At 47.1% G+C, this 23,677-nt stretch carries 21 protein-coding genes and 1 tRNA gene; 7 read left to right on the top strand and 15 right to left on the bottom strand.

Annotated features, from left to right (window positions below):
• Window positions 1–61 precede the first annotated feature (61 nt).
• Window positions 62–4,954: an alpha-2-macroglobulin family protein gene (locus tag OCU60_RS06365; RefSeq protein WP_074373772.1), complete on the bottom strand. Its 4,893-nt coding sequence runs from the start codon at window positions 4,952–4,954 to the stop codon at window positions 62–64.
• A gap of 386 nt (window positions 4,955–5,340) precedes the next feature.
• Between OCU60_RS06365 and OCU60_RS06360 the strand changes: the two genes are divergently transcribed.
• Entirely contained in the window at window positions 5,341–7,188 is a 1,848-nt protein-coding gene (locus OCU60_RS06360) for a M3 family metallopeptidase (protein WP_074373960.1), read from the top strand.
• Window positions 7,189–7,352: 164 nt separating this feature from the next.
• Here the strand turns inward: OCU60_RS06360 and OCU60_RS06355 are convergent, their stop codons facing one another.
• A complete protein-coding gene (locus OCU60_RS06355; RefSeq protein WP_074373771.1) occupies window positions 7,353–8,054 on the bottom strand; it encodes a peroxiredoxin in 702 nt (233 codons plus the stop codon).
• A 301-nt stretch (window positions 8,055–8,355) separates the two neighbouring features.
• Between OCU60_RS06355 and OCU60_RS06350 the strand changes: the two genes are divergently transcribed.
• A complete protein-coding gene (locus OCU60_RS06350) occupies window positions 8,356–9,336 on the top strand; it encodes an SLAC1 anion channel family protein (protein WP_074373959.1) in 981 nt (326 codons plus the stop codon).
• A 32-nt stretch (window positions 9,337–9,368) separates the two neighbouring features.
• Window positions 9,369–9,710: a carboxymuconolactone decarboxylase family protein gene (locus tag OCU60_RS06345; RefSeq protein ID WP_074373770.1), complete on the top strand. Its 342-nt coding sequence runs from the start codon at window positions 9,369–9,371 to the stop codon at window positions 9,708–9,710.
• Window positions 9,711–9,906: 196 nt separating this feature from the next.
• Here OCU60_RS06345 and OCU60_RS06340 read toward each other — a convergent pair whose 3' ends face one another.
• From OCU60_RS06340 to OCU60_RS06330, 3 genes are all read right to left on the bottom strand, one after another.
• Window positions 9,907–10,275 (bottom strand): VOC family protein, encoded by a 369-nt coding sequence (locus tag OCU60_RS06340; protein WP_074373768.1) that lies wholly within the window; start codon window positions 10,273–10,275, stop codon window positions 9,907–9,909.
• Window positions 10,276–10,356: 81 nt separating this feature from the next.
• Complete coding sequence (locus tag OCU60_RS06335; RefSeq protein ID WP_083602712.1) at window positions 10,357–10,824, bottom strand: GNAT family N-acetyltransferase; 468 nt, start codon at window positions 10,822–10,824, stop codon at window positions 10,357–10,359.
• A gap of 190 nt (window positions 10,825–11,014) precedes the next feature.
• Window positions 11,015–11,091, bottom strand: a tRNA-Arg gene (locus OCU60_RS06330).
• A gap of 212 nt (window positions 11,092–11,303) precedes the next feature.
• Between OCU60_RS06330 and folD the strand changes: the two genes are divergently transcribed.
• Complete coding sequence (gene folD, locus OCU60_RS06325) at window positions 11,304–12,164, top strand: bifunctional methylenetetrahydrofolate dehydrogenase/methenyltetrahydrofolate cyclohydrolase FolD (RefSeq protein WP_074373766.1); 861 nt, start codon at window positions 11,304–11,306, stop codon at window positions 12,162–12,164.
• A gap of 143 nt (window positions 12,165–12,307) precedes the next feature.
• Here the strand turns inward: folD and OCU60_RS06320 are convergent, their stop codons facing one another.
• Together OCU60_RS06320 and OCU60_RS06315 are read right to left on the bottom strand one after the other, a co-directional pair.
• On the bottom strand, window positions 12,308–13,315 hold the full coding sequence (locus OCU60_RS06320; protein WP_074373765.1) for a lytic murein transglycosylase: 1,008 nt from the start codon (window positions 13,313–13,315) through the stop codon (window positions 12,308–12,310).
• Window positions 13,316–13,345: 30 nt separating this feature from the next.
• Entirely contained in the window at window positions 13,346–13,627 is a 282-nt protein-coding gene (locus OCU60_RS06315) for a YcgL domain-containing protein (RefSeq protein WP_074373764.1), read from the bottom strand.
• 201 nt (window positions 13,628–13,828) lie between these two features.
• Here OCU60_RS06315 and minC point away from each other — a divergent pair, with 201 nt between their 5' ends.
• From minC to minE, 3 genes are read left to right on the top strand one after another with little or no spacing between them, the layout of a single operon-like run.
• Window positions 13,829–14,491: a septum site-determining protein MinC gene (gene minC, locus OCU60_RS06310; RefSeq protein ID WP_074373763.1), complete on the top strand. Its 663-nt coding sequence runs from the start codon at window positions 13,829–13,831 to the stop codon at window positions 14,489–14,491.
• Window positions 14,492–14,533: 42 nt separating this feature from the next.
• Window positions 14,534–15,346 (top strand): septum site-determining protein MinD, encoded by an 813-nt coding sequence (gene minD, locus OCU60_RS06305; RefSeq protein ID WP_074373762.1) that lies wholly within the window; start codon window positions 14,534–14,536, stop codon window positions 15,344–15,346.
• A 6-nt stretch (window positions 15,347–15,352) separates the two neighbouring features.
• The gene (gene minE, locus OCU60_RS06300) at window positions 15,353–15,616 is read left to right on the top strand and encodes a cell division topological specificity factor MinE (RefSeq protein WP_059120437.1); all 264 of its coding nucleotides are present in this window, start codon (window positions 15,353–15,355) and stop codon (window positions 15,614–15,616) included.
• A gap of 140 nt (window positions 15,617–15,756) precedes the next feature.
• Here the strand turns inward: minE and rnd are convergent, their stop codons facing one another.
• From rnd to OCU60_RS06260, 8 genes are all read right to left on the bottom strand, one after another.
• Window positions 15,757–16,881: a ribonuclease D gene (gene rnd, locus OCU60_RS06295; RefSeq protein WP_074373761.1), complete on the bottom strand. Its 1,125-nt coding sequence runs from the start codon at window positions 16,879–16,881 to the stop codon at window positions 15,757–15,759.
• Window positions 16,882–17,005: 124 nt separating this feature from the next.
• Window positions 17,006–18,697 carry a long-chain-fatty-acid--CoA ligase FadD gene (fadD, locus tag OCU60_RS06290; RefSeq protein ID WP_074373760.1) on the bottom strand — a complete coding sequence of 564 codons (1,692 nt, stop codon included), beginning with the start codon at window positions 18,695–18,697 and terminating at the stop codon, window positions 17,006–17,008.
• 95 nt (window positions 18,698–18,792) lie between these two features.
• The gene (locus tag OCU60_RS06285) at window positions 18,793–19,671 is read right to left on the bottom strand and encodes an alpha/beta fold hydrolase (protein WP_074373759.1); all 879 of its coding nucleotides are present in this window, start codon (window positions 19,669–19,671) and stop codon (window positions 18,793–18,795) included.
• 6 nt (window positions 19,672–19,677) lie between these two features.
• Window positions 19,678–20,247, bottom strand: a complete 570-nt coding sequence (locus OCU60_RS06280; RefSeq protein WP_074373758.1) for a Slp family lipoprotein — start codon at window positions 20,245–20,247, stop codon at window positions 19,678–19,680.
• 15 nt (window positions 20,248–20,262) lie between these two features.
• A complete protein-coding gene (locus OCU60_RS06275) occupies window positions 20,263–20,571 on the bottom strand; it encodes a chromosome partitioning protein ParA (protein WP_074373757.1) in 309 nt (102 codons plus the stop codon).
• An 86-nt stretch (window positions 20,572–20,657) separates the two neighbouring features.
• Window positions 20,658–21,359, bottom strand: coding sequence for a tRNA (adenosine(37)-N6)-threonylcarbamoyltransferase complex dimerization subunit type 1 TsaB (tsaB, locus tag OCU60_RS06270; protein ID WP_074373756.1), 702 nt, complete (start codon window positions 21,357–21,359; stop codon window positions 20,658–20,660).
• Entirely contained in the window at window positions 21,360–23,315 is a 1,956-nt protein-coding gene (locus OCU60_RS06265) for an ATP-dependent DNA helicase (protein ID WP_074373755.1), read from the bottom strand. It lies immediately after the preceding gene.
• A 103-nt stretch (window positions 23,316–23,418) separates the two neighbouring features.
• Window positions 23,419–23,622, bottom strand: a complete 204-nt coding sequence (locus tag OCU60_RS06260) for a hypothetical protein (protein WP_021020027.1) — start codon at window positions 23,620–23,622, stop codon at window positions 23,419–23,421.
• Window positions 23,623–23,677 lie beyond the last annotated feature (55 nt).

The following is a 23,677-nucleotide window of genomic DNA, read 5'->3' as shown; positions in this document are numbered from 1 at the left end:
AACAATATCCCGGCGATGGGCAACGCAGCCCATAACCGGGGTTGTTTATTCAAGACAGCCATTAGCGAGGCTGTATTTGTAGCGTCTTGATCGATGAACCAACAGCGCGATAATGAGGACGATACATATCTTCTACAAATGGCGGTGCGACTTGGTAAGTCCCCGGCGTGACCGCGCGCGCCAGATAATAGAGCGTCGTCACAGAACGGTTGTTCAGGCTGACAGAGGCCACAAAGCGATCATCTCGATATTCCTGATACAACACGTTATTTTCACGGAAATAGCGACCCAGTGGTTTCTCGTCAATCATAATGCTATCCAGATCGACACTGGCATTGCTTAGGTTTGGGTTTTCTAACGCCAAACCGGCCGGCAAAAGGTCAACCACTAACGCATCCGGGATGCGTAAGTCATCATCAACAGTCGCAAGACTTAATGCCACAATGACCAGATCGCCACTGGTGAGCGTGGTCGGTGTGGTGGGTTGCCCTGCGAGGTCATAATACTGCCGGCGAATGCGTAACCCTTCGCTATACGGTTGCGGAATGTCTCTCGGCGCCCCTTGATATTGCAGGCTGGCATATAACTTCTGGTTAGGTGCGGTAATCCCTTTGAGCTGACGCAACTTGTCGGCATCAAACACCGCATTGAACGCCTGTGTTCTCACCAGCGACTGTTCACTCGATGGTAACTGGATAGTGGCATCCCATCGACTGTTTTGGTTCGCATATTGACGCGCGACTTTTAACAGAGCAATCCGCTCTTGGGTACTGAACCAACGCTTGTTTTGCATGCCATTGATCATTTTATCCGCTAGCGAGCCGTCATCTAGCCCGAGTTCCAAGGCAACGGCAAGACTTAACGCTTGATCGCGCACAATCGAGCCATAATCCCGGTAATAAGCATCAGGTTTACGGTCAGTCTTGAGGGCCAGTTCAAGTGCTTTTTGGGCTCTGCCGGTGTCATTTAATTGCTGCAATGCACCCGCTAAGTGCATCCAGGCAAGACCCGATTGATCGAGCTTGATTGGTTGGGCATCCTCTCCGCCTTCGTGATTGGTCATCACCTGACTGTAGAGCCGACGCACGAAACCTAAGCTAATCGCATCAGCTTTTGCTAAGACAAAGGCGGCGTAAGCGCGATAAGAGAACTGGTAGTAGCCCGGGCTTTCGCTCCACATCTCGCTGTTAGGGTCATTGTTAACAAAGAAGGTTAACCGTTTGATCGCGCGCTTTAGCATATCATCATCGATAACAATACCTTGTTTCCGTGCATCGATTAACAACTCCGTCGCGTAAACCGTTCCCCAGCGAGACTCCCAGCTACTGGCATTCCAATAGCCAAAACCACCCTGACTGAGCTGTTTCGCCTTGAGCTTTTCAATCCCTTTCTGAATTTGTTCCTGACGAAACGCTTCGTTAAACGGCTGATTAAACTGTTGTTCAATACTGTGATTCAAATCGAGCTTTTTGACCATCGCTTCGTCGAGTAATAGCCAAGGATAGGTCGAGCTGATCGTTTGCTCTAAACAACCATAGGGGTATTGCAATAGGTTTTCGAATTGGCTTGTGAAATTGATCGCAGGACGATTAGAAATCGTCAGCATGGCTTGAACACTACTGTCTCGCAATTCACTGAGATCAACATCCGGCTGCCACTGTGTACCGGGCTCAATGGTTGCCCGTAATTGATGGGTTGCCCAAGGATAAGGGCTCCGGACACCCAGTCGCCATGTTCGTGTGATATGGATGTCATCACCATTGCTGACATTCAGTTGAATGACACCTTGACCTTCAATGTCTGCCCCTGCGACTGGAATCGTGAGGACCGTTTTTTCTTTATCGGCAAGTACGAGCGTCTGCTGCAAACCTTCACTCGTGACAGCACCCGCGACGTCTACACTGACCTCAAGCGTTTGGTCAGTATCGGAAAGATTATGCAGATCAATACTCACTTGGCTGTGATCGCCCATCGCAAGGAAGCGAGGCATGGCCATTTGAGAGACAAGCTTATCCGCAACAATCATCTCTTGGTGGGCACTGCCGTAACTGTGGTCGCCATAAACCACAACCATCCATTCCAATTTGCCATTGAAACTTGGCAATTCAAAGCTGACATCGGCTTCGCCATTCGCCAAAGCGACCGGCTCACTCAAGAACGACACAATTTGCACATCGGATTTCGGTTTTTTGCCGCCCCGGCTGAGTGCTGCATCCGACTCATCAAAAGCATCTCCCCCGAATTTCTGGCGGATCATGTCATACCCTAAATTATTGATGATCTTGCCGTATATATCGAAATATTCTGATTCGAATCGGCGCGGTGCATAGAAATACTGCTCAGGTCGAGGAGGTTGATAACGCGTAATATTCAATACGCCTTGATCAACAAGGGCGACAGTTGCATACAGTTGTTGATCCCCGAGTTTGGATAAATTCGTGACATGGATATGTGCATTAACCGCTTTGTTGGGTTGCGTTTTATCCTTTGTGGTCAGTTCAACGGTCGCAATGGCATCCGGACGGACTATCGATAGATGTGTGATGCCCAATGCACGTTTCGGCGCAATTTCCGTCACTTGGTCGGCTGGGGTTAATACCATTGCCGTGACATACAAATCGTGTCGGTTCCAATCTCTTTGAATATCAATACTGACGTCATTGTCGCCTTTCTGGATCGGTTGATGCAGGCTGTATTGCACGCCATTGGTCGATTCCACATTGATAATGCCATCGCCGGCAATGGGGCTCGTCAAACGAAGTTTTGCGTTGTCGCCCGGCGCATAGCGATCTTTGTCTAAGGCCATTTGCAGCATATCAGGTTTTAAATTGCTGCTGTTTTGGTTGCCCCAACTCCACTCGGTCTCAAACTCAAACGTCGTCTTCGCCCCCGAGGCAGAGGTAACTTCTAAAATATAAGTCCCCCATTGCACAGGAAAATCGACCGTGACCGAATCCCCCTTCACATCAACCTTTTCGCTGCCGACGGCATAAATATGGCTTTTATAATTCCAGTACCAGCCGCGGGACTCGTTATACTCCCAGAAGTACTCTCGATACTTGCGAGACATACGAACATTGAGTTGGTCGGAAACGGGTTTTCCCTGTTGATTGACACTTAACAGCTTGAATTGCACCGTGTCATCGGATGCAGGCCGGCCTTTAAATAACGGTTGAACCCCAACCAGTTTATCGTAGTCCGGCAACTGGATAACCTGTTGATTGCGGGTCACCGGACGGCCGCCACTTTCGTAAACACTGGCACTGATAAGGTATCGTAATGGCACTGCAATTTTGGACCAGTTCGCAGGCACCGAGATGGCGCCCTTTCCGGCTTGATCCAACTGTATTGCCGGCGTTTTCAAGGTTCGATGACTGATTTTTTCTTTGGCATGACCAAAGTAAAAATCCTTGAGTGCCGGAAATGGTGACGTGGCAGGCGAAACCGTAATCACGGCATCGGCATGATTACCTGCTGCGGGCGCACCATAGAGATAATCAGCTTGTATCGGCACCTCAAAACTGCCGCTGACGGGCGCATAGTGCGTTTGATTCGGTACCCCATCGTAAAAGGAAAGCGTCAGTGTTTCCGGTAAAAACTCTTCGACTTGGAACCAATAGGTATTGACATAGTCATCGTTAATGCTGACTTCAAGACGCCACTTCCCTGTGGGAGCATTGTCGTCTAACTGGAAGCCAGTTTGATATAGATTGGTGCTTGCCGGTTGCCAGGTGAACTGTTTCTTACGCTCACCACGGGCATCATAAAGCTTGGCTGTGAGTGGCAATCCGGCGACTTTCTGACCGTCAAAGTCGCGTAGGAGTAGATTGATCGAGACGGCTTCACCGGGGCGATACAAATCACGAGGCCCATACATAAACATCTGATACTGACGATGCAGGCTCGGCACATTGGGGTAGGCAGAGAGATCCAACTCACCTTGGTCTAATTTGAGAAAGGAAATACTGTCGCCATGACGCGCAACCACCACTTTGGGCAGATCATTGGTCGCCAACTGATAGCTGCCGTCAAGGGCCGTTTTGCCCGTTTGGTCGTGCGCGGCTTGTTTGTTGGTCTTTGGCCACAAAAAACGCAAATCAACATTGCCTATCGGCTTTGCAGTCGCAATGGAATGGCTGTAAACCACTAAAGAATCTTGGTACTTTCTGACATGCAGGCCGATGTCAGTAATCGTGAACACTGCCGTGTCATAGGCATAGGCATAGTCACCGGCTTTACGGATGACCGCGATATAAATCCCCGGAGAATTCTTGTCTAAGACCGGGTCTAAATTTAAATTGTAGGTCTTACGCTGATTGGGTTTTGCATCATTTTCATAGCGCGCTGTGTGGACTAAATCGGCATATTTTTTTAATCGCTGGAGCCGATAATAATTATTCATGCCTTGAAAGGATGTCTCGTGAATAAAGCGGTCTAAAGCCTCATCACGAACACGAAAGACATCTAAGTCCAGCGATTGCTGATTAATGACGGTAACAGGAATACCATTTTGAATATTACCGACCAAGAAAGACCCTTTGTCTGAGAAATTGGCTCCAGGGACAATTTTACGGGTTGTGACGGTTCGCTCAAAGTGATGCACCTGACCTTCGCTGTCTTTCTCAGAGACGGTGACGCCACCAACCGATTTAAGCTGATGATCGACTTTGATGGTGTACTCTGTGCTGGGCTCGACAAATGGGAGCACCCATTGGCGGCCATTATTTTGCGGGATCCAGATATTGCCGGTCGTAGGGTTTGGTGTGACCGCAACTGATTTGCTGAGGTCAGTTTGCGGATCGACAGGACTGGTAAAACGAATCACTAAGGCCGGTGCGTCATCTTGGGTGGTTTCGCTGATATCAGAGACATAAAAATCAGCGGCCTGAAGAGTACTGGAAAGCAATAATAAACTCATCCAGAGGCGGTGAAATCTTAATAAAGAAGACCACACAGTAAGCATTCCTTTTACGCAGGTTTAGGCTACCGATAGTATAAGAGGCATCTATATTTATCAATTTTTTAAGATGGCGTTGTTATGTGTCGTTTTGTTTAAAAATCCATGATTTTTTATAGCATCCATTTTCTTTCAGAGAACACCATATGGAAACGCCCAAAGTGATTCACCTTGGGTGTTTCTTCTCGCAAATGTCGTGATGATAAACCGAGTGTTAAAGCATCATATGCAGAATAGGAAAGGGTTTGCACATCGAATTTAGGTCATATCTCAATCATTTCCCAGTGACTCTCGGGAAAATCTTTCCTTAACCCCTTGGTAAGATTAGTGTAGTGTGGGGGAATAGATTTGTTATCAAACAGTTTAATGATAAGCAGGCACCAATGACTCCTACCGAAACTCTCAATACTTTAAACCACAGCTACCTCGCAATTCATCGCAAGAAAGAGGACCTGTTCTGGTCAACCTATATGGGGACCAGTGATGCCCACGACCAATCCGCCCAAGCACAGACCGAATGGACCAATTATCTCAGTAACCCACAGAAAATTGCTGACATAAAACAAGCGATTACTGAAGCGGAAAAGCTGCCTGACCCGCAGGAACGAGAATCAACACTAATCGGGTTGCAGGGCTGGCTGGCGACGTTTCAGGCGCACGCTATCGAAACGCCGGAAGGCAATCAACTGAAAGAAAAACTCATCAATTTTGAAGCAGACCTGTTTGAGAAAAAACAGCAACATGTCATGACTTATCACGATGAAAAGGGCAATGAGGTTGAAGGGTCATTGCCTGTACTCAGTTCCGTGATCCGTACGAATAACAATGAGTCAGTCCGTCAGTCTGCGCATCAGGCGCTAATGGATCTGGAACAGTGGCTACTACATAACGGATTGCTGGATCTGGTGAAACTGAGAAATCAATTTGCCCGCTCTCTCGGCTTTGATTCTTTCTTTGATTACTCTGTGGTAAAAACTGAGCAGATGACTTCCGAGCAGTTGTTTACCATTCTGGATGATTTTGAACAGCGTACCCGACAAAGCCACCAGAACAGTCTGGATAACCTTGCTAAAGAGAAAGGCGAACAGGCATTGCAGGCATATAATTTCCCGTTTTCTTTTGCCGGCGATGTCATGCGGCAATTGGACCCTTATGTCCCCTTTTCTCAGTCACTTCGTCGTTGGGTGGAATCATTTGGTCGCCTGAATATTGACTATTCCGGTGCGGAGTTAACCCTTGACCTGCTCGATCGTAAAGGAAAATACCAGAATGGCTTCTGCCACGGTCCAATTCCATCCTTTGTCGATCAGGGGAACTGGATTGCGGCAAAGGTGAATTTTACCAGTAACGCCAAACCGGATCAGGTCGGTAGCGGTTATGACGGCATAAATACCCTGTTCCACGAAGGCGGCCACGCCGCCCATTTTGCCAATGTGAAAATGAACGCGCCCTGCTTTTCTCAGGAATTTGCCCCGACCTCCATGGCTTATGCTGAAACTCAGTCGATGTTCTGTGACAGTTTGCTGACCGATGCCGACTGGTTAAAACAGTATGCGAAAAACGCCGCTGGCGAGGCAGTACCGGATACCATCATCAAACAGATGATTGATAGCCGTCAGCCGTTTAAAGCCTACACAGAACGAAGCATTCTGGTTGTCCCCTACTTTGAACGGGCACTGTATCAGTTAAGTGATGACGAACTAACGCCTGAAGCAGTGACCAAACTGGCGCGTGAGATGGAACAGCGCATTTTAGGATTGGCATGCAGTCCCAGACCATTAATGGCAATCCCACATCTTTTATCTGATGAGTCAGCATGTTCGTATCAGGGCTATTTGCTGGCACACATGGCGGTGTATCAGACCCGAGCATATTTTACCCGAACCTTGGGTTACTTGACTGATAATACGGAAATTGGTCCCTTACTTGCGCAACACTACTGGTCTCAAGGCAATCATCTTTCACATAATCAGACCATTGAGAGCCTGACTGGAGAAGGGTTTAATGCCAAATATCTCGCCGACGCATGTAACCTTTCAGCAGAAGACGCATGGAAAATAGAGCAACAGAAAATTGCCAACTTATCTTCCCGGAAGCGCTCTGACGTCGCGCCGCTCAATGCCAGAATAAAAGTCGTGGATGGTGAGACAGTAATCAGTGACAACCTGGTATCTGACGAAGATTTGTTTAGTCGGTTTGAAACTTATATTGCTGAGGAATACGGTTGTTAGTGCATTGAATCTGGCTAAGTTTTCTGTCAAACAATAGGAAAATAGGCCGGTAAACGGTGGATACCTTCCCCTTCATCCATCTGGCCGATTTTTTGTTTGAGATGATATATTCAAGCCGACGAATATTCGTCGGCTTTCATTTAGGTCGTATTATTGAGAAATCATCAGCTCATAATTTCTTCAATCGTAATATAGTCGCCAACACGACCGGCCATTTGTTCTGCGTCTGTGTTTACCGGTAATGTTTTTTTACCGGGACGCCATCCAGCAGGGCAAACCTCTCCCGTTTTTGTTGCATGTTGCCACGCTTCAACCTGACGTAAAAATTCATTCACATTACGTCCCACTGAATCTGCCTGTACTTCTTGAGCAACACAGATGCCATCAGGGTTAAACAGGAATCGCCCGCGTAATGCCACGCCTTCTTCTTCGACCAAAACGCCAAACATTCTGCTGACATCCTGGTTTGAATCTGCACCAATGGTGAGTTTTAATCCTTTTAGTAATGGCTCGGTTTCAACAAAACGTTTGTGAGAGAATTTTGAATCGACGGAAACAGCCAGAATCTCCGTATTCAACGCCTGAAATTCGTCATATTTAGCATTCATCGCTGCAATTTCAGTTGGGCAAACAAAAGTAAAATCAGCAGGATAAAAACAGACTACGACCCATTTCCCCGTGTAGTCAGAATTAGAAACCGAAGTGAAATGTCCAGTCTTCGCATCAAAGGCGTCCATTGTAAATTCAGGCATTTCACGACGTACCATTGTTGAACTCATACTTAATTTCTCCTTAGATAATTCTTCAGAAACATTTTGCTCAGTCTTTTTACTTTTTATGGGGGTTAACCCTGTATCACAACCCATAGGAATTCACTCCTTTCTGCAACCCGTTCGTTTGTAAATTAATTAGCATATGCCACATACTATTACTCTATAACAGTTTGCTTTGTTTAAAAACCACTTGTCGTATTAGGAATACACTTTGGCATATTGACTACTTAAAACGTCATTCAGATCAGAGTACATTAGCTTTAACTAATGGTCATACCTCACACATAAAAAATGACTCACGATAAAGCGTGTTAACTCGTGTAATGGATAGATCTTCATGACAATTTGGAGTTGGTGCGATGTTGCGACAACCTGACAAATGAAAGGGTTTGATATGAAAGACTTATCCATAAACCAACCATCCTCTGCGAAGAAAGAAAGCCGATTAATACATTTCCCTATTTCAATGTTCTCTATCGTGATGGGGCTAAGCGGGTTTTCAATCGCATGGCAAAAGGCTCTGGGGATGTCCTTTCCTGCGGTGACAACATTGAGTAGTGCTTTAGCAAGTATTGTCATGATACTTGTAAGTAGCCTTTATTTGATGAAACTCATTCAGTTTCCAAATGCGGTCATTGCAGAAACGAAACACCCAATCAAGATTAATTTCTTTGCCGCTTTCTCGATCAGCCTATTACTTCTTTCCGTCGTTTGGCACAGATTTGAATCACTTTCCTGTTTTTTATGGGGTATTGGAGCAATCGTTCAGTTATCGTTAACTTTATTGGTTATGCATAGCTGGATACACCACGATCACTACCGACTAGAGCACGCTAACCCGAGTTGGTTTATCCCGGTTGTCGGTAACATCATTGCTCCGATTACAGGCGCTAAGCTGGGCTTTATTGAGATAAGCTGGTTCTTTTTCGGCGTTGGTATTGTTTTCTGGATGGTTCTATTAACCATCATTACCAACCGTTTGATTTTCCATGAAACGTTACCAGCACGTTTTAAACCTATGCTGTTTATATTGTTAGCGCCACCATCTATTGGGTTTGCCTCCTATAGTACACTGGTACCAGAATTGACTGGTTTTTCCAGAATACTCATCTCTGTTGCACTATTCACCGCTATTTTGCTCGTGCTCAATATAAATCAATTTCGAAAAAGCGAGTTTTATCTTTCTTCATGGGCGTTTTCATTCCCGGTAGCTGCCTTCAACGTCGCCCTATTCAGATACGCAGAATTAACTCAGTCATCAACATGCTTCTACATTGGTATGGCACTAATAGGATGTTTGACACTGCTAATTCTGTGGCTTTCGTTTCATACACTCAAAGCAATAAAGGCCGGCGAAATATGCAAGCCTGAGTAAATAAAATTCAAAGAGATCAGTGAGGTAAAATTATGAATAAAAATTATACAGATATTAATCAGCAACAGCGCAAATTGGGTTCCGCTTTTAGAAAAGAGAGCCCTGATACGCTTAACGCTTTCTTAAGCCTTCACAAAGCGGCTTTTGCGCCCGGTGCAATGGAAACCAAGTATAAAGAACTGATTGCTGTTGCTATTGCTATCAATGTTCGCTGTGATGGCTGTATCGGTTCCCACGTTGAAGCCGCGGTAAAAGCAGGCGCCAACAGAGAAGAGCTTGTTGAGACCATTAATGTCGCTATTTTGATGGGAGGTGGCCCTGCCGTTATTTATGGAACACAAGCTCTCGCTGCCGTGGACGAGTTTTACCCATAAAAATTGTTCCAGCTTTAAATAAACCTGACATGATTCGCCCCAGCATCCAGACGCTCAGAGGCAATGACCAAGGCGACCAAGCTGGACGTTCCGGTTCCTCTTGCATCTTTGCAAGAGGAACCGGCGCACAGAACACCGATATCTTTGAACCTCTGAAACCGAAAAACTGACTGTACGTCATATTTTGGAGCCGGAATCACGCATACACACTCACCTCAATCAAGTTTGAATCCGGGTCCAAGAAATAAACAGATTGAATCGGTCCACTCGCCCCTGATTTTTCTACCGGCCCCTCTACAATTTCAATATTTTCACTGGCTAAGTGGTTGACGACATCACCCAGAGGCCAGTCCGAGATTAAACATAAATCACCAGAACCAACCTGTGCTGCGTTTCTCGTTTCTTGGCCTAAGATTTGAAAATTGATTTTTTGACAACCAAATTTAACGGCCTTGCGCCCATTGGCAAACGTGACTTCTTCCATGTGTAACACACGTTGATAGAACGCGACCGACCGTTCAATATCCGAAACCGTCAAAACGATATGATCAATATGACTAATCAAAATATATCTCCTGTCTTCCTTGTGTTCAGCGAACACGCTTAGAGAGTAACGTCCGGCAACCGAGGGAGCTCTCGCATTGGGTCAGTCGAGATAACGACACATGATATGCGATTGGTCTTGAAAGCCGAGTTGCTGATAAAACTGCTGCGCAGATTGATTAAAGGCCATAACCTCCAGTCTGATTTGCGCGGCACCTTGTGATGTTGCCCACTGTGCACAAGCATCCATCAATTGTGTACCGATACCGGCAGCACGATGTGCCTCATCAACGACGATGGTTCCAACCCGACAGATCGGACAACTGACGATAAATGGAATCGTGTCATTGATCGTGATGGTCGCAGTCAGAAAGCCGACAACCAGATTTTCTGACTCTGCCAGCAAAAAAAGCGTTGATTCATCATTTAACAGACTCAGCCAGAATGGTTTATCCGCGGCTGAAGGTTGTTTAAATGTGAGCGGTGCATTTTCAAAGTGTAGCCTCCCAATTTGCTCACTTAAAACCAACAACGCATTTAAATCTGTTATTTCGGCGGTTCGAATTGTCATCATTTCCGTTGATCTCATTGTATTCGGCAAATACGCGTCGACAGCATCTGCATCACTGGTTTGAACACTTGACGTCCTTTGAACTACATTACCCTGTGTGCAAACTTGTTTTCAACGATCCGGCCAAAGAAAATCAGCCAAAGAAAAAGGCCCCGACGATACGAGTATCATCGGGGCCTTCTCAAATAACTGGCGCGCCCTGCAGGATTCGAACCTGCGACCACATGCTTAGAAGGCACGTGCTCTATCCTACTGAGCTAAGGGCGCGTTACGGGTGGGAATTATACGAGTTCATCTGAGTAAATCAATGAGTTTCTCTAATTGAATGTTTTAAATGGCTAAAAAATTACCAGCTTGGGAAAAGACTCAGAAAACAGACCAGAAGCAAACGTTTGCTTATAGATGTTCTGCAAAATATCTGCGACAATGCGCGCAAAAATTTTGCTATTCTTTTGTTTCGCGATTCATGAAGGTAAGCCATGACTGCTCAAAATATTGATGGAACCCTAATTTCCAAAACCGTTCGTGCTGAAGTTTCTGCACGGGTGAAAGCAAGAACCGATGCCGGACTTCGAGCACCGGGACTTGCCGTGGTTCTTGTCGGGGAAGATCCAGCTTCCCATGTCTATGTCGGGAGTAAACGTCGGGCTTGTGAAGAAGTCGGCTTTATTTCAAAATCGTTCGATTTACCCGCCAATACCACCCAACAAGCCTTACTTGAGTTAGTTGATCAGCTCAATGCAGACCCGAGTATTGATGGCATTTTGGTGCAGCTTCCCCTTCCTGCCGGTCTTGATGCAACGCAGGTTCTGGAAAGAATTCTGCCGGATAAAGATGTCGATGGTTTCCACCCTTATAATGTCGGCCGTCTTGCACAACGAATTCCGACACTCCGTTCATGTACACCAAAAGGGATCATGACCCTGCTTGAACGCTACAACATTGACCCACGCGGCAAACATGCGGTTGTCGTCGGTGCATCTAATATTGTCGGTCGCCCGATGACCCTCGAATTACTACTGGCTGGTTGTACAACCACGACATGTCACCGCTTTACCAAAGATCTGGAACAATTCGTGCGTCAGGCAGAAATTCTGGTCGTCGCTGTCGGTAAACCGCATTTTATTCCCGGTGAGTGGATCAAAAAAGGCGCCGTGGTGATTGATGTGGGTATCAATCGCATGGATGACGGCAAATTAGTGGGTGATGTCGAGTATCACGTTGCCAAGGAGAAGGCCAACTATATCACGCCGGTTCCGGGTGGTGTCGGGCCGATGACCGTCGCAACACTGATTGAGAATACCATGCTCGCTTGTGAACAGTTCCACACCGATGCTTAATCAGGCATGAAACGCGCCAGTATCATCATGATAGGTGATGCTGATTTTACGCGTATGACAGATGTAAAAAAGGCGCTGTGAAGGCGCCTTTTTTTACTTTGACCGATAACTTTTAGCTACTGGTAATCATTACTGGTAACCTTTTATTTACGGGTCGGTTCATTCATAATAATTCGATCGGCAAGGTGGCTGACCGCAAGCGCAAAATAATAAGAGCGGTTCCACTTCATCAGCACGTTATAGTTGTTATACACCAGATAGACGCGACCCTGTTCATCATCAGGCGCGATTAGCCAAGCTTCGATATCTTGTTTCAGTTTCGGCAGCGGGCTACCATCATAACGAGTCACGCCCAGCTCGCTCCACTGATGAAGCATTTGCCCCTGACCTTTACCCCGGCCACTCAGACGCATATCGAATCCACGCGGTAAATGTACCTGACGTCCCCAAATCATGTGTTCATTCCAACCGGACTGACTCAGATAATTCGCCGTTGATGCGAACACATCCGCTTTTGTCCCCCAGATATCTTTTTTCCCATCACCGTTACCATCGGCAGCAAAGGCAAGGAAAGAACTCGGCATGAACTGGCATTGCCCCATCGCCCCAGCCCATGAACCTTTCATCGCCTGTGGTGTGATATGGCGCTGTTCAAGGATTTTCAGGGCGGCCATCATTTCGTTGCGGAAGAAACGTTCACGACGCCCGTCATAGGCTAATGTTGCCAAAGCATCGACAACGTTGTATCCACCGGTGAGTGAACCAAAGTTACTCTCTACGCCCCACAGGGCAACGATATATCGGGGTTGCACACCATACTGTTTGCCGATTCTCACCAGCTCATCATAGTGTTCCTGATAGAGTTTTTTCGCCTTCGCGACTTTCCAGTCCGGCACCGCGCGAGGAATATATTCGTCTAAGGTGAGCTTTTTCTCCGGTTGATTGTTATCGGCAACAATCGCTCTGGGACGGTATGTGACGTTTGCAAAAGCCGCTTGAATGGTTGCTTGGCTAATCCCTTCCTGCTGTGCTTGTTGTTTGAGGTCATCGACATACTGTTCGAAACGCTGTGTATTGGCGATGCTTTCTGCATTGACATAGAGGGGACAACTCAGAATCAATCCCAATCCAACTGACCATAATTTTTTCATTTTATCTCCTCTCATCCTGATAAGTATTCGCTACTGCTGCTGTCGAGCGGCTTTCCTTGCTTTATAGCTTTCTAATAAATTTTCCGGTGGCGGTGGTAACTGTAAGAAAAAACCGTCATCTTTGAGCGCGACTTGCACTTTTTCAATATCAACGCTTGCCAGCGTCTTGCCTGCCAGACTCATCGTCATCACTAAAACCGGTCGTCCGAACATCTGTAACAGTGTTTCCGGAACTTGCGAGAAATCGTCTTTTTTCTCAACATATAAATAGGTGCCTTCTTTTTTAGGACTTTTATAAATAGAACAAAGCATTAGTGTGCCTTTTGTATATTTCCCGACCAGTATGTCAAGACTTACGATCCCAACACATAAAGTTAACCTAGTTTTGAGGTTAAAAGCGTCAATTAAAAGTAAGATATCTTGCTGAGTTTGAGCTGTGACTATAACATGACAGCCCTACTTTCAGGCAATGCCCTTTCTACAGTGTTTTATGAGTTGAGGCCCAAATTACCTATGTCAATCACACCTGATCTTAAAGGTAGTAGTTTTACACTCTCCGTGTTACATATTGCGGACAGTGAAATCTCAAAGTCCGTCGAGTTTTTGAAAGAAAAAGTGACTCAGGCGCCGGCATTTTTCACCGCTGCCCCCATTGTGCTCAACATTGCCCAAGTTGAAGGTGAACTTGATTTTCACCAGTTGAAACTCGGAATTCATGAGACCGGCATGGTGCCTGTCGGTGTCACCGGTGCCCGGGATAAACGCACGCAAAATCTTGCATCTGAAGCCGGTTTGGCCGTTCTCACTGCCAGCAAGTCCCCAAGTCAGGCACCCGCAGCCATCGCACCGACGAAGACTATCACCACACCGATTCGTTCGGGCCAACAGGTCTACGCGAAAAATTCTGACTTAGTCATTCTCAATCATGTGAGCGCCGGTGCAGAAGTGATTGCCGATGGTTCAATTCATATTTACGGTAGCTTACGCGGCAGAGCCATTGCCGGAGCCAGCGGACAACAGCAAGCGAAAATATTTTGTCACGATTTACAGGCTGAATTAATTTCTATCGCGGGTAATTATTGGCTCAGTGATCAAATTTCGAGTGAACACTGGCAGACAAAAGCGATGCTCAGTTATCATGACGGCACGCTCCACATTGAGCCAATCACTATTTAAATCCTACTCAAAGGAAACTTAAGTTAAATTTAAGGGAAACAAATGGCACGCATTATTGTTGTTACATCAGGTAAAGGCGGTGTTGGGAAAACGACATCGAGTGCAGCAATTGCCTCAGGTTTGGCAATCAAAGGTATGAAAACCGCAGTCATCGATTTCGACATCGGCTTACGCAACCTAGACCTCATTATGGGGTGCGAGCGCCGGGTGGTGTATGACTTCGTGAATGTCATTCAGGGCGAAGCAACGCTCAATCAGGCGCTGATCAAAGATAAACGCTCCGACAATCTCTTTATTTTGCCTGCCTCTCAAACCCGGGATAAAGAAGCGCTGACGCATGATGGTGTCAGACGCGTGTTTGATGAATTAGACAGCATGGGCTTTGATTTTATTATCTGCGACTCTCCGGCAGGGATAGAACAAGGCGCACTCATGGCACTTTACTTCGCTGATGAAGCCATTATCACCACCAACCCGGAAGTCTCTTCCGTGCGCGACTCTGACCGAATTCTTGGTATTCTCGATTCGAAATCACGTCGCGCCGAACAAGGTCTTGAACCGATCAAACAACACCTCTTACTCACCCGCTACAACCCCACCCGAGTGACTCTGGGAGAAATGCTGAGTGTCGAAGATGTTGAAGAGATTCTGCACATTAAATTGCTGGGTGTCATTCCTGAAAGTCAGGCGGTGCTCAATGCTTCCAATAAAGGGGTGCCGGTGATTTTTGATGATCAGTCAGATGCCGGACAGGCTTATCATGACGCGGTCGAGCGCCTGACAGGCAGTGAACTGGAATTCCGTTTTCTGTCCGAGCAGAAGAAAGGCATTTTTCAACGATTATTTGGAGGTTAAGAACGTATGTCATTACTGGAGTTTTTCCGCCCGAAGAAGCAAACCTCCGCGAGTCTTGCGAAAGAACGGTTGCAGATTATCGTTGCCGAACGCCGGAGCCAGAACGATCCGGCGCCAAACTATCTGCCGCAGTTGAAAGAAGATATTCTGAAAGTGATCGCCAAATATGTTGCCATTGATCCTGATATGGTTGAACTGACTTTCGAACACAAAGGCGATGATCTGTCCGTACTGGAATTGAACGTCAAATTGCCGGAAGAAGAGAAGTAATCGCGGTTCTCGCCGTCCGCTATATAACCGGAACTGACGCCGGTTATATAGCGAATTCACGTGGCATGTCACGCAAAGGATAAGTACCGCTGCTTTCCATTTACCTTGAGCGCATGACCACCTCACCCGATGACATCGGGTTACAAAGCAGACACCATCTCATATAAACGCTCACCCAGCGCTTCTTTCCGCCATCCCTGCATCAGATCCGGTACATATTGCGGGTCGGTCTGCGTCTTCCATATCCAGCCCAGTAATTGATTCAACTGCTTCCGGGAAGCAAGAAACTCCGGTGATAAACCCAGCTTTTCAGACTGCACATTGACTTGATCTTTGAGTTGTTTGAAGAGCTGTTTGTATCCGGGATAATCTGAAACAGGAATAATGCGCGCTGGGTAATCAGACTCGCTGACTGCCTGCCCTTCCTTCACCAGTTGGCTGATTTTTGCACCGTGCCGTTTCACCGAGCGAGGATCAATACCTTCCGCTTCCATCCGCTTGAAATTGACTAATTCCAACCGGGCAATGGTCAACAGGTCTTGCTCTTTGATGACAAAATTCAGTGCCAAATTCCGCTTTACGGCTTCTTCGTAGCGCCAGGTCGCGAGGCATTTTAAGATCGCCAGCTGTTTCGGTGTCAGTTGCCATGCCCCTTTGATATCGAGATAAGCATCTGCTGGCTGATAATTTCGGGTCCGCTTTTCAACCTGTAGCCGGGACTCTTCCAATGCAGCATCCCACCAGCCTTTCTGTTGAATTTTTTCAAATAATTGCCGATAAACCGGCATCAGATAAAAAACATCCGCAGCAGCATAGTCCAATTGCTTCTGACTCAACGGCCTTGCCATCCAATCGGTCCGGGATTCACTTTTATCGAGCTCAACCGCCGTGAAATCCGCGACCAGCGCGGCAAAGCCTGTAGACAGACCATACCCGATAAATGCTGCCAGAATCTGCGTATCCACAAACGGTGCCGGTGCACACTCAAATTGATGGTAGAACACTTCTAAATCTTCACCGGCGGCATGAAGCACTTTGAGTACCTGCGGTGCCTTTAGCAGATTGACGAAGGATGTCATATCTTCAATGGTTGTCGGGTCAATCAACGCGACGGATTCTCCGTCATAAAGCTGGATTAATCCCAGTTGGGCATGAAATGTCCGGGTCCGGACAAATTCCGTATCCAGCATCACCACCGGACACTGCAATGCTTTGCGGCACACCGCTTCAAGCTCATCTGAGCTGGTAATCATTTGATAGTTCAAAATTACTCACTTTTATCATTTATTGTCAGGCACCCGACCATCATTTGACAATCAGTGACAGGAAACAAGAAAAAAATGCCGACATCAATGTCGGCATTTCCCCGTACGTCTCAATCATAGATGACTAGGCTTGTTCCATACTCAACATCACCTGATTTTCATCTTTCAATGCACGGCGCAATATTTTACCGACATTAGTTTTCGGCAGCTCTTCTCGGAATTCTATCAGTTTTGGGATCTTATATCCGGTCAGATATTGGCGACAGTGAGCAATGATTTCCTCTTTTGTCAGCGACGTATCTTTCTTCACGACAAACAATTTCACCACTTCACCACTGACATCATGTGGCTGCCCGATGGCTGCGGCTTCCAGCACTTTATCATGCATGGAAACAATATCTTCAATTTCATTTGGATAGACGTTAAAACCAGAGACCAGAATCATATCTTTTTTCCGATCGACAATATATAACATACCTTGGTCATCCATCCGAACAATATCACCGGTCGATAACCAACCATCGTCGGTCAGCACTTCTCGGGTTGCATCTTCCCGTTGCCAGTACCCACGCATGACCTGTGGTCCGCGAACCTGTAATTCACCGGTCTGATCAAACCCAATGACTTGACCATGTTCATCAACAATCCGCACATCCGTCGATGGTACCGGCAAGCCAATCGCGCCACTGTAATCACTCAAATCATAAGGGTTACCGGCCACCAAAGGTGAACATTCCGTTAAACCATATCCTTCAAGCAGATGTATACCCGTCACTTTTTTCCACTCATCGGCAACCGCCCGTTGGACAGCCGTTCCGCCACCGACAGACAAATGTAGCTGTGAAAAATCCATATGACGGAACGATTCATTGTGAACCAAGGCATTAAACAGCGTATTCACCCCTGTAATTGCCGTGACAGGGTAGCGTTGCAACTCTTTCACAAATCCCGGAATATCTCTCGGATTGGTAATCAGCAGATTTTGCCCGCCCAGTTCAACAAATAGCAAACAGTTCACACTCAGCGCAAACACATGGTACAGAGGCAAGGCAGTCACCACCAGCTCACGCCCTTCCGTCAAAATCGGCCCATAAGCCGCTTTAGCCTGTAAGACGTTGGCAACCATGTTCCGGTGAGAAAGGATCGCACCTTTGGCTATCCCCGTGGTTCCACCGGTGTACTGTAAAAAAGCCGTATCATCGCTTTCAATCACAGGCTTGATGTACTGCATATGACGACCACGTTTCAAGGCTGTGCGCATCGAAACCGCATCGGGTAAATGGTAATGTGGTACCATTTTTTTGATATATTTCACGACAAAGTCGACCACGGTACCTTTTGCCCGCGGTAACATCTGCCCCAGACTGGTCAAAATGACATGTTTCACCGCTGTCCGTTGCACAATTTTCTGCAAGGTTCCGGCAAAATTCGAGACGATCACAATCGTGGTGATACCCGCATCATTGAGCTGGTGTTCCAGCTCTCGGGGCGTATACAACGGATTGACATTGACCGCCACCAAACCAGCCCGCAACACACCAAATAACGCGACCGGATATTGCAACAGGTTCGGCATCATCAGAGCAACGCGATCGCCTTTTTTCAGTTGTAGCTCGTTTTGTAAATAAGCGGCAAAAGCGCGACTACGCTCTTCCAGCTTACGGAAGGTCATCACCGTTCCCATATTGACAAAAGCAGGCTGATCAGCGTATTTCGTGATCGACTGTTCAAACATCTCAACCAGAGATGAATAAACATCTGGATTAATAGTTTCAGGCACATCATTTGGGTAACGTGCAAGCCATGGATGCTCCACAGGGATACTCCTCGTGCTGGCAGGTCAGTGCCCTGCCTTATTATATGTGTTAATTATTTGTTAAATTCTAATTTTTTTAAAGTATAGACTCTAATTCAAGAAAGTGGTGTTTCATCGATTTTCATTACAAACTGTGATATTAGCTGACCAATGTGATCAGGATGTTCTAAGTGACAATGATGACCGCCCTCTACATGCTGAATCTCAATTTGCTCTGGTAACGAATCTGGGGAATATGATTTTAAAGATGGGTAACCTTTGTTCCCTAAAACGACTTGCATGGGAGATCGAATTGCAGCCAGAATCGCTTCAGCATGCACATTCGACATTCGGTATAACGACTGAGCAGACAATTTCGGATCCGCACGCCACACCCACTGCCCGTCTAGGACTTCGAGACCTCGCGCCACAATCGGCTCAATGAGCGCTTTTGGTAATTCCGAATGTGCTGCCCGCACTTGTAGAGCCACATCATAATGGTCATAGGCTCTGCGAAATTTGTGTCGCATGCGGGTGCGATTTTTTACGCCATCGCGTAACCGCCGTACACTCAGTTCTGCTCGTTCGGTCAAAGGTCCGAGGCTCTCAATCAAAAAAAGTCCATCGACATATTCAGGAAAGGCGGCACTATAGCAACTCGCAATCATTCCACCAAGTGAATGGCCAACTAAAACCTTTTTTTTCGCTGGTAATTTCATTAAAAATTGATGAATGTCATCGATATAGTCATGAAATGCATAAAAGTTGTCATCCGACTTATGGCTTGACAGACCGTGTCCCGGTAAATCAATCGCACAGAGATGAATCTGGGGGGAAATCTGATGCATGAGAAAGTCCATCACAGACATAAAGCTACCAGCGTTATCCAGCCAGCCATGCAGGAAAACGACGGAACATGTTGCAGTTTGACGATTGTCAGTTTCAATCGCAGCAATGTTCCGTTCGAAAATAGAATAAGTGTGTTGTACGAACATAGAAAATCATTTGACCTCAGGTATCACTTTACCGGTCTTCGAGCCGAAACTCTCCCGACAGCGCCAGTGATCACAATCATGTAGAAATGAGTCCGGTTCATGAATAACGATACGCTCAGTCACCCGCCATAGATGGTAAGCCGATGCCGACAAGACCGGAAATTCAGCCCGGTATTCACCAACCTGACTTTTTTCTGGCGCGATTGCGCTACCAAGCACCGTCAGTAAACGGCCTTTTGCATAAGTCACCGGATCAAGGAATCGATTAACATAAACAATGAAGCGTCCATGAGGCTCCTGCCGAATATCGGGTTTACCATCAGAGCCGATCGGCAAGTTGACCATTTCCAGCCGAGTCCGTTGCGGCAGGTTCTTAATATCAGCAATCACCCCTCCCAACCGGACGTAGGGTGCCTGAGTCCCATGCAATGCTGCAAATGTTTGATAATCTTGAATCACTGTCGCACCATCAGGTACAGATAACTCATTCGGCAGTGAAGCACAGGCGCTAAGCACCAGACAGGCAAAGGGGATTACCATGCCTTTGATACGACGATAGAAATGATACCGAGCCATTATGTTTCCCTCATCTTAAATATAAATATCGACTCCCAGCATCTGAGCAAGTTCCTCTCGCCGGGCTTGATTCATCACGCCAAAATACTCTTCCAGAGCTTTACGTGCCCGCCCCTCCGGTAAGTCATATTGCAGGTTTTCCTGAAAACGCTCAGTCTCTTTCATCGCACGCATCGAGTGCGTGACAGCATTGGCAACGGGGGTCGGTTCATACGTGCCAGAGGCCGCACCTGAAGTATCACCCTGCCGCTTTGCTTTTGCTGACTTCGATGACTTTCCCGTTCCCGGTATCCGCGAAGGTGGTAATCCCTGAATCGAAACCATAATGTTCCTCACCTATCTTCGTGTATCGGTGGTGACGCATCACCGCCCGCTGGTTCATGCTGACCGATCCGGCTCGCGAAATGCTGCTATCCACGACCCGGAATTTTCTTCCAGGCGACCTGATCACGTAAGTAAATCGGGCTGGCTTCTTCTGCCGGTACCGTTTTACCGTTCTCAAACGCAATCTTGGCTAAAAATACAATATCTTCGGCATCGGGATAAAGCACATCACCCGATGCAACCTGAAGCGGTAATTGGGCAAGTTCTTCATGATAAGCCGCCCAGCCCGTTCCGGCACAGCGCCATGTATTTGAGTCTGACTCAAGTTGTTGTGCCAGAGTCTGAGGCGGGATCACACATTCATTATCCACAATCTGCCAAGCGCCATTATCCTGACGGGTAAAACGCCCCCAGTACACTTCGCTCATCCGGGCATCAATGGCAGTTGCCACATGGTTGATACCGTATAAACGATAACTTCCTTGCGCCATTGCTTCCAGCGTCGAAACAGGAACCGTCGGCAATCCGGCGCCAAACGCCAGTCCTTGAGCAATCCCGATACAAATACGGACACCGGTAAAACTGCCGGGGCCCCGGCCAAATGCCAACGCATCTAAATCAGCCAGTTGAATATTCGCTTCATGTAACACGTCATCAACCATCGGCAGGATTTTTTTTGCATGGTCCCGCGGTGCAATGTCACGCCGGACAAAACATTGGTTATCAACCATCAAAGCAACAGAACAGTTTTCTGTTGAGGTATCAATTGCAAGAATTCTTGGACTCATTTAACTCTCTGTATTCACTTCATCACTTTCCGAGTGAGACGGCTCCGATATATCGCGGAGAAATATTCGTATCTGTTCTAAATCACGGGTGCGCGGGATCGGGGGTAAACTTGCAAGAAACACGCCGCCATAATCTCGGGTCACCAACCGATTGTCACAAATGATCAGCGCCCCTTTATCGCTTGCATCGCGAATCAGCCGCCCCACCCCTTGCTTTAGGGTTATCACCGCTTCGGGCAATTGAACCTGTTGAAATGGTTCTCCGCCTTGCAGACGACAGTCTTCAATTCTGGCTTTCAGCAACGGGTCATCCGGTGCAGTAAACGGTAATTTGTCAATAATAACACAGCTCAGGGCATCGCCTCTAACATCAATCCCTTCCCAGAAAGCACCGGTTGCAACCAGCAAAGCATTCCCGAGCGACATAAACTCAGAGAGCGTTTTCTGCTTGCTGGTTTCGCCCTGTAATAGTACCGGCAGTTCGAGACGTTGGCGAAATCGTTCGCCTAAATCCCGCATCATCTGATGTGACGTACACAGGAAAAAACAGCGCCCTTGATTCTGCTCGATAACAGGCGTCAGCATAGTAACCAACTTGTCGGCCATACCCGGTGAGTTCGGTTCGGGCAGATAACGCGGGACACACAGCCGCGCCTGTTGTTCATAATCAAACGGGCTCGGCAGGGAAAACTGTTGTTCAGGAATCAACCCCAGACGATGGCTGAAATGGCTAAAGTCATGATTCACCGCCAGGGTTGCCGAGGTAAAAATCCATGTCCCCGGCTTCAATTTGATCTGTTCCTGAAACTTATCTGCGACAGAAAGCGGTGTAATATGCAAACCGAAATGACGGGGGGTGGTATCAAACCAGTAAGAATACCCGGTAATTGAAACATCACAGACACGTTTCAGACGCGCCAGAATGGTATTGGTCCGCTCAAAAGCCGTATCAAGCAGTTGGCTTCTTCCCAGAACGAGTTTCAGGACATCTAATGCAAATTCAAGGCTGTCCGTCAAACGTTCAATCGCCTGAGTCATTTTGGGCTGGCGGACGACTTCGCGCCAGTTGCCCCGATAACCGGGCTCGCCCAACGCCATTCTGACATCCATCGCGGTTTGAACCAGCTTGTCGCTGATTTTTTGCAACTGACGCATATCTTTCGCTTCGGTGCGATAGCCAATTTCGATATCTTTCGCCAGTTCCTGAATCTGGCGGCTGCTCAGCGACTGTCCGAAATACTGACTCGCGATATCCGGTAGCTGATGGGCTTCATCAAAAATAAACACTTCGGCTTCCGGGATCAGCTCGCCAAACCCAGTCTCTTTAATCGCCAGATCAGCCAGAAACAGGTGATGATTCACCACCACAATATCCGCATCCATCGCTTTTCGACGCGCTTTCGAGACAAAACAATCCTGAAAATCCGGGCAGTCTTTACCCAGACAATTGTCATTGGTGGATGTAATAGTCGGAATAATCAGGCTATCTTCCGGTAACGTTTCACACTCACCGAGGTCGCCGGTTTTAGTCTCCGACGCCCAGCGACGGATCTGGAACAACTGTGCAAAATGCTGCGAATCCGTTTCATTGCCGTGACTCTCAATCATCTGTCGGTTGAGACGTTCCAGACATAAATAATTCGCACGCCCTTTGAGTAAGGCTATCTGGCCGAAGAATTCGAGTGCTTTGACAATCAGGGGTAAATCACGATGGAATAACTGCTCTTGCAGGTTTTTCGAGCCCGTGCTGATGACCACTTTCTTACCGCTCATCAACGCTGGCACTAAATAGGCAAATGTTTTCCCGGTTCCCGTTCCTGCTTCAACCACCAGTTGTGACTGATTACGGATAGCGGATTCAATCGCTCTGCCCATATCGAGTTGGGCCTGACGTGGCTGAAATCCGGGGATGGCTTTCCCTAAAGCACCATGGGCTGAAAAAGTCTGTTCGATCATCGCATAGAGGATTTTAAAATATGATGTGCGATTATGTCAGGTTTGATGAAGCAGCGCGAACCTTTCTCTGACGATTCACGCTGCCAAACACGCGATGAAGGCGTTATTTACGGTTCAGATATCGTTGTAACCAAGAGGCAGCTTCCAGTACGTTGGTCGGCTGCTCCAGCATCACTCTGGCAGCATCCGCAGGAGAGGCTTTACTTTCCCACATTGCATTCAGGACGATCTCATCGATTTCATGTGTTCCGATTAACTCGTGGACACGCTCAACATACAATTTACGAGCCAGTAATTCCTTATCCATAAACACCACCTTCATGAAAAATGTGATACACAATGATTGTCCGAAATAAAGACCA

The sequence above is a fragment of the Vibrio spartinae genome (genome assembly GCF_024347135.1).
Taxonomy (GTDB): domain Bacteria; phylum Pseudomonadota; class Gammaproteobacteria; order Enterobacterales; family Vibrionaceae; genus Vibrio; species Vibrio spartinae.
The sequence above is the reverse complement of the archived record's forward strand: the minus strand, read 5'-3'. Positions and strand labels throughout refer to the sequence as shown.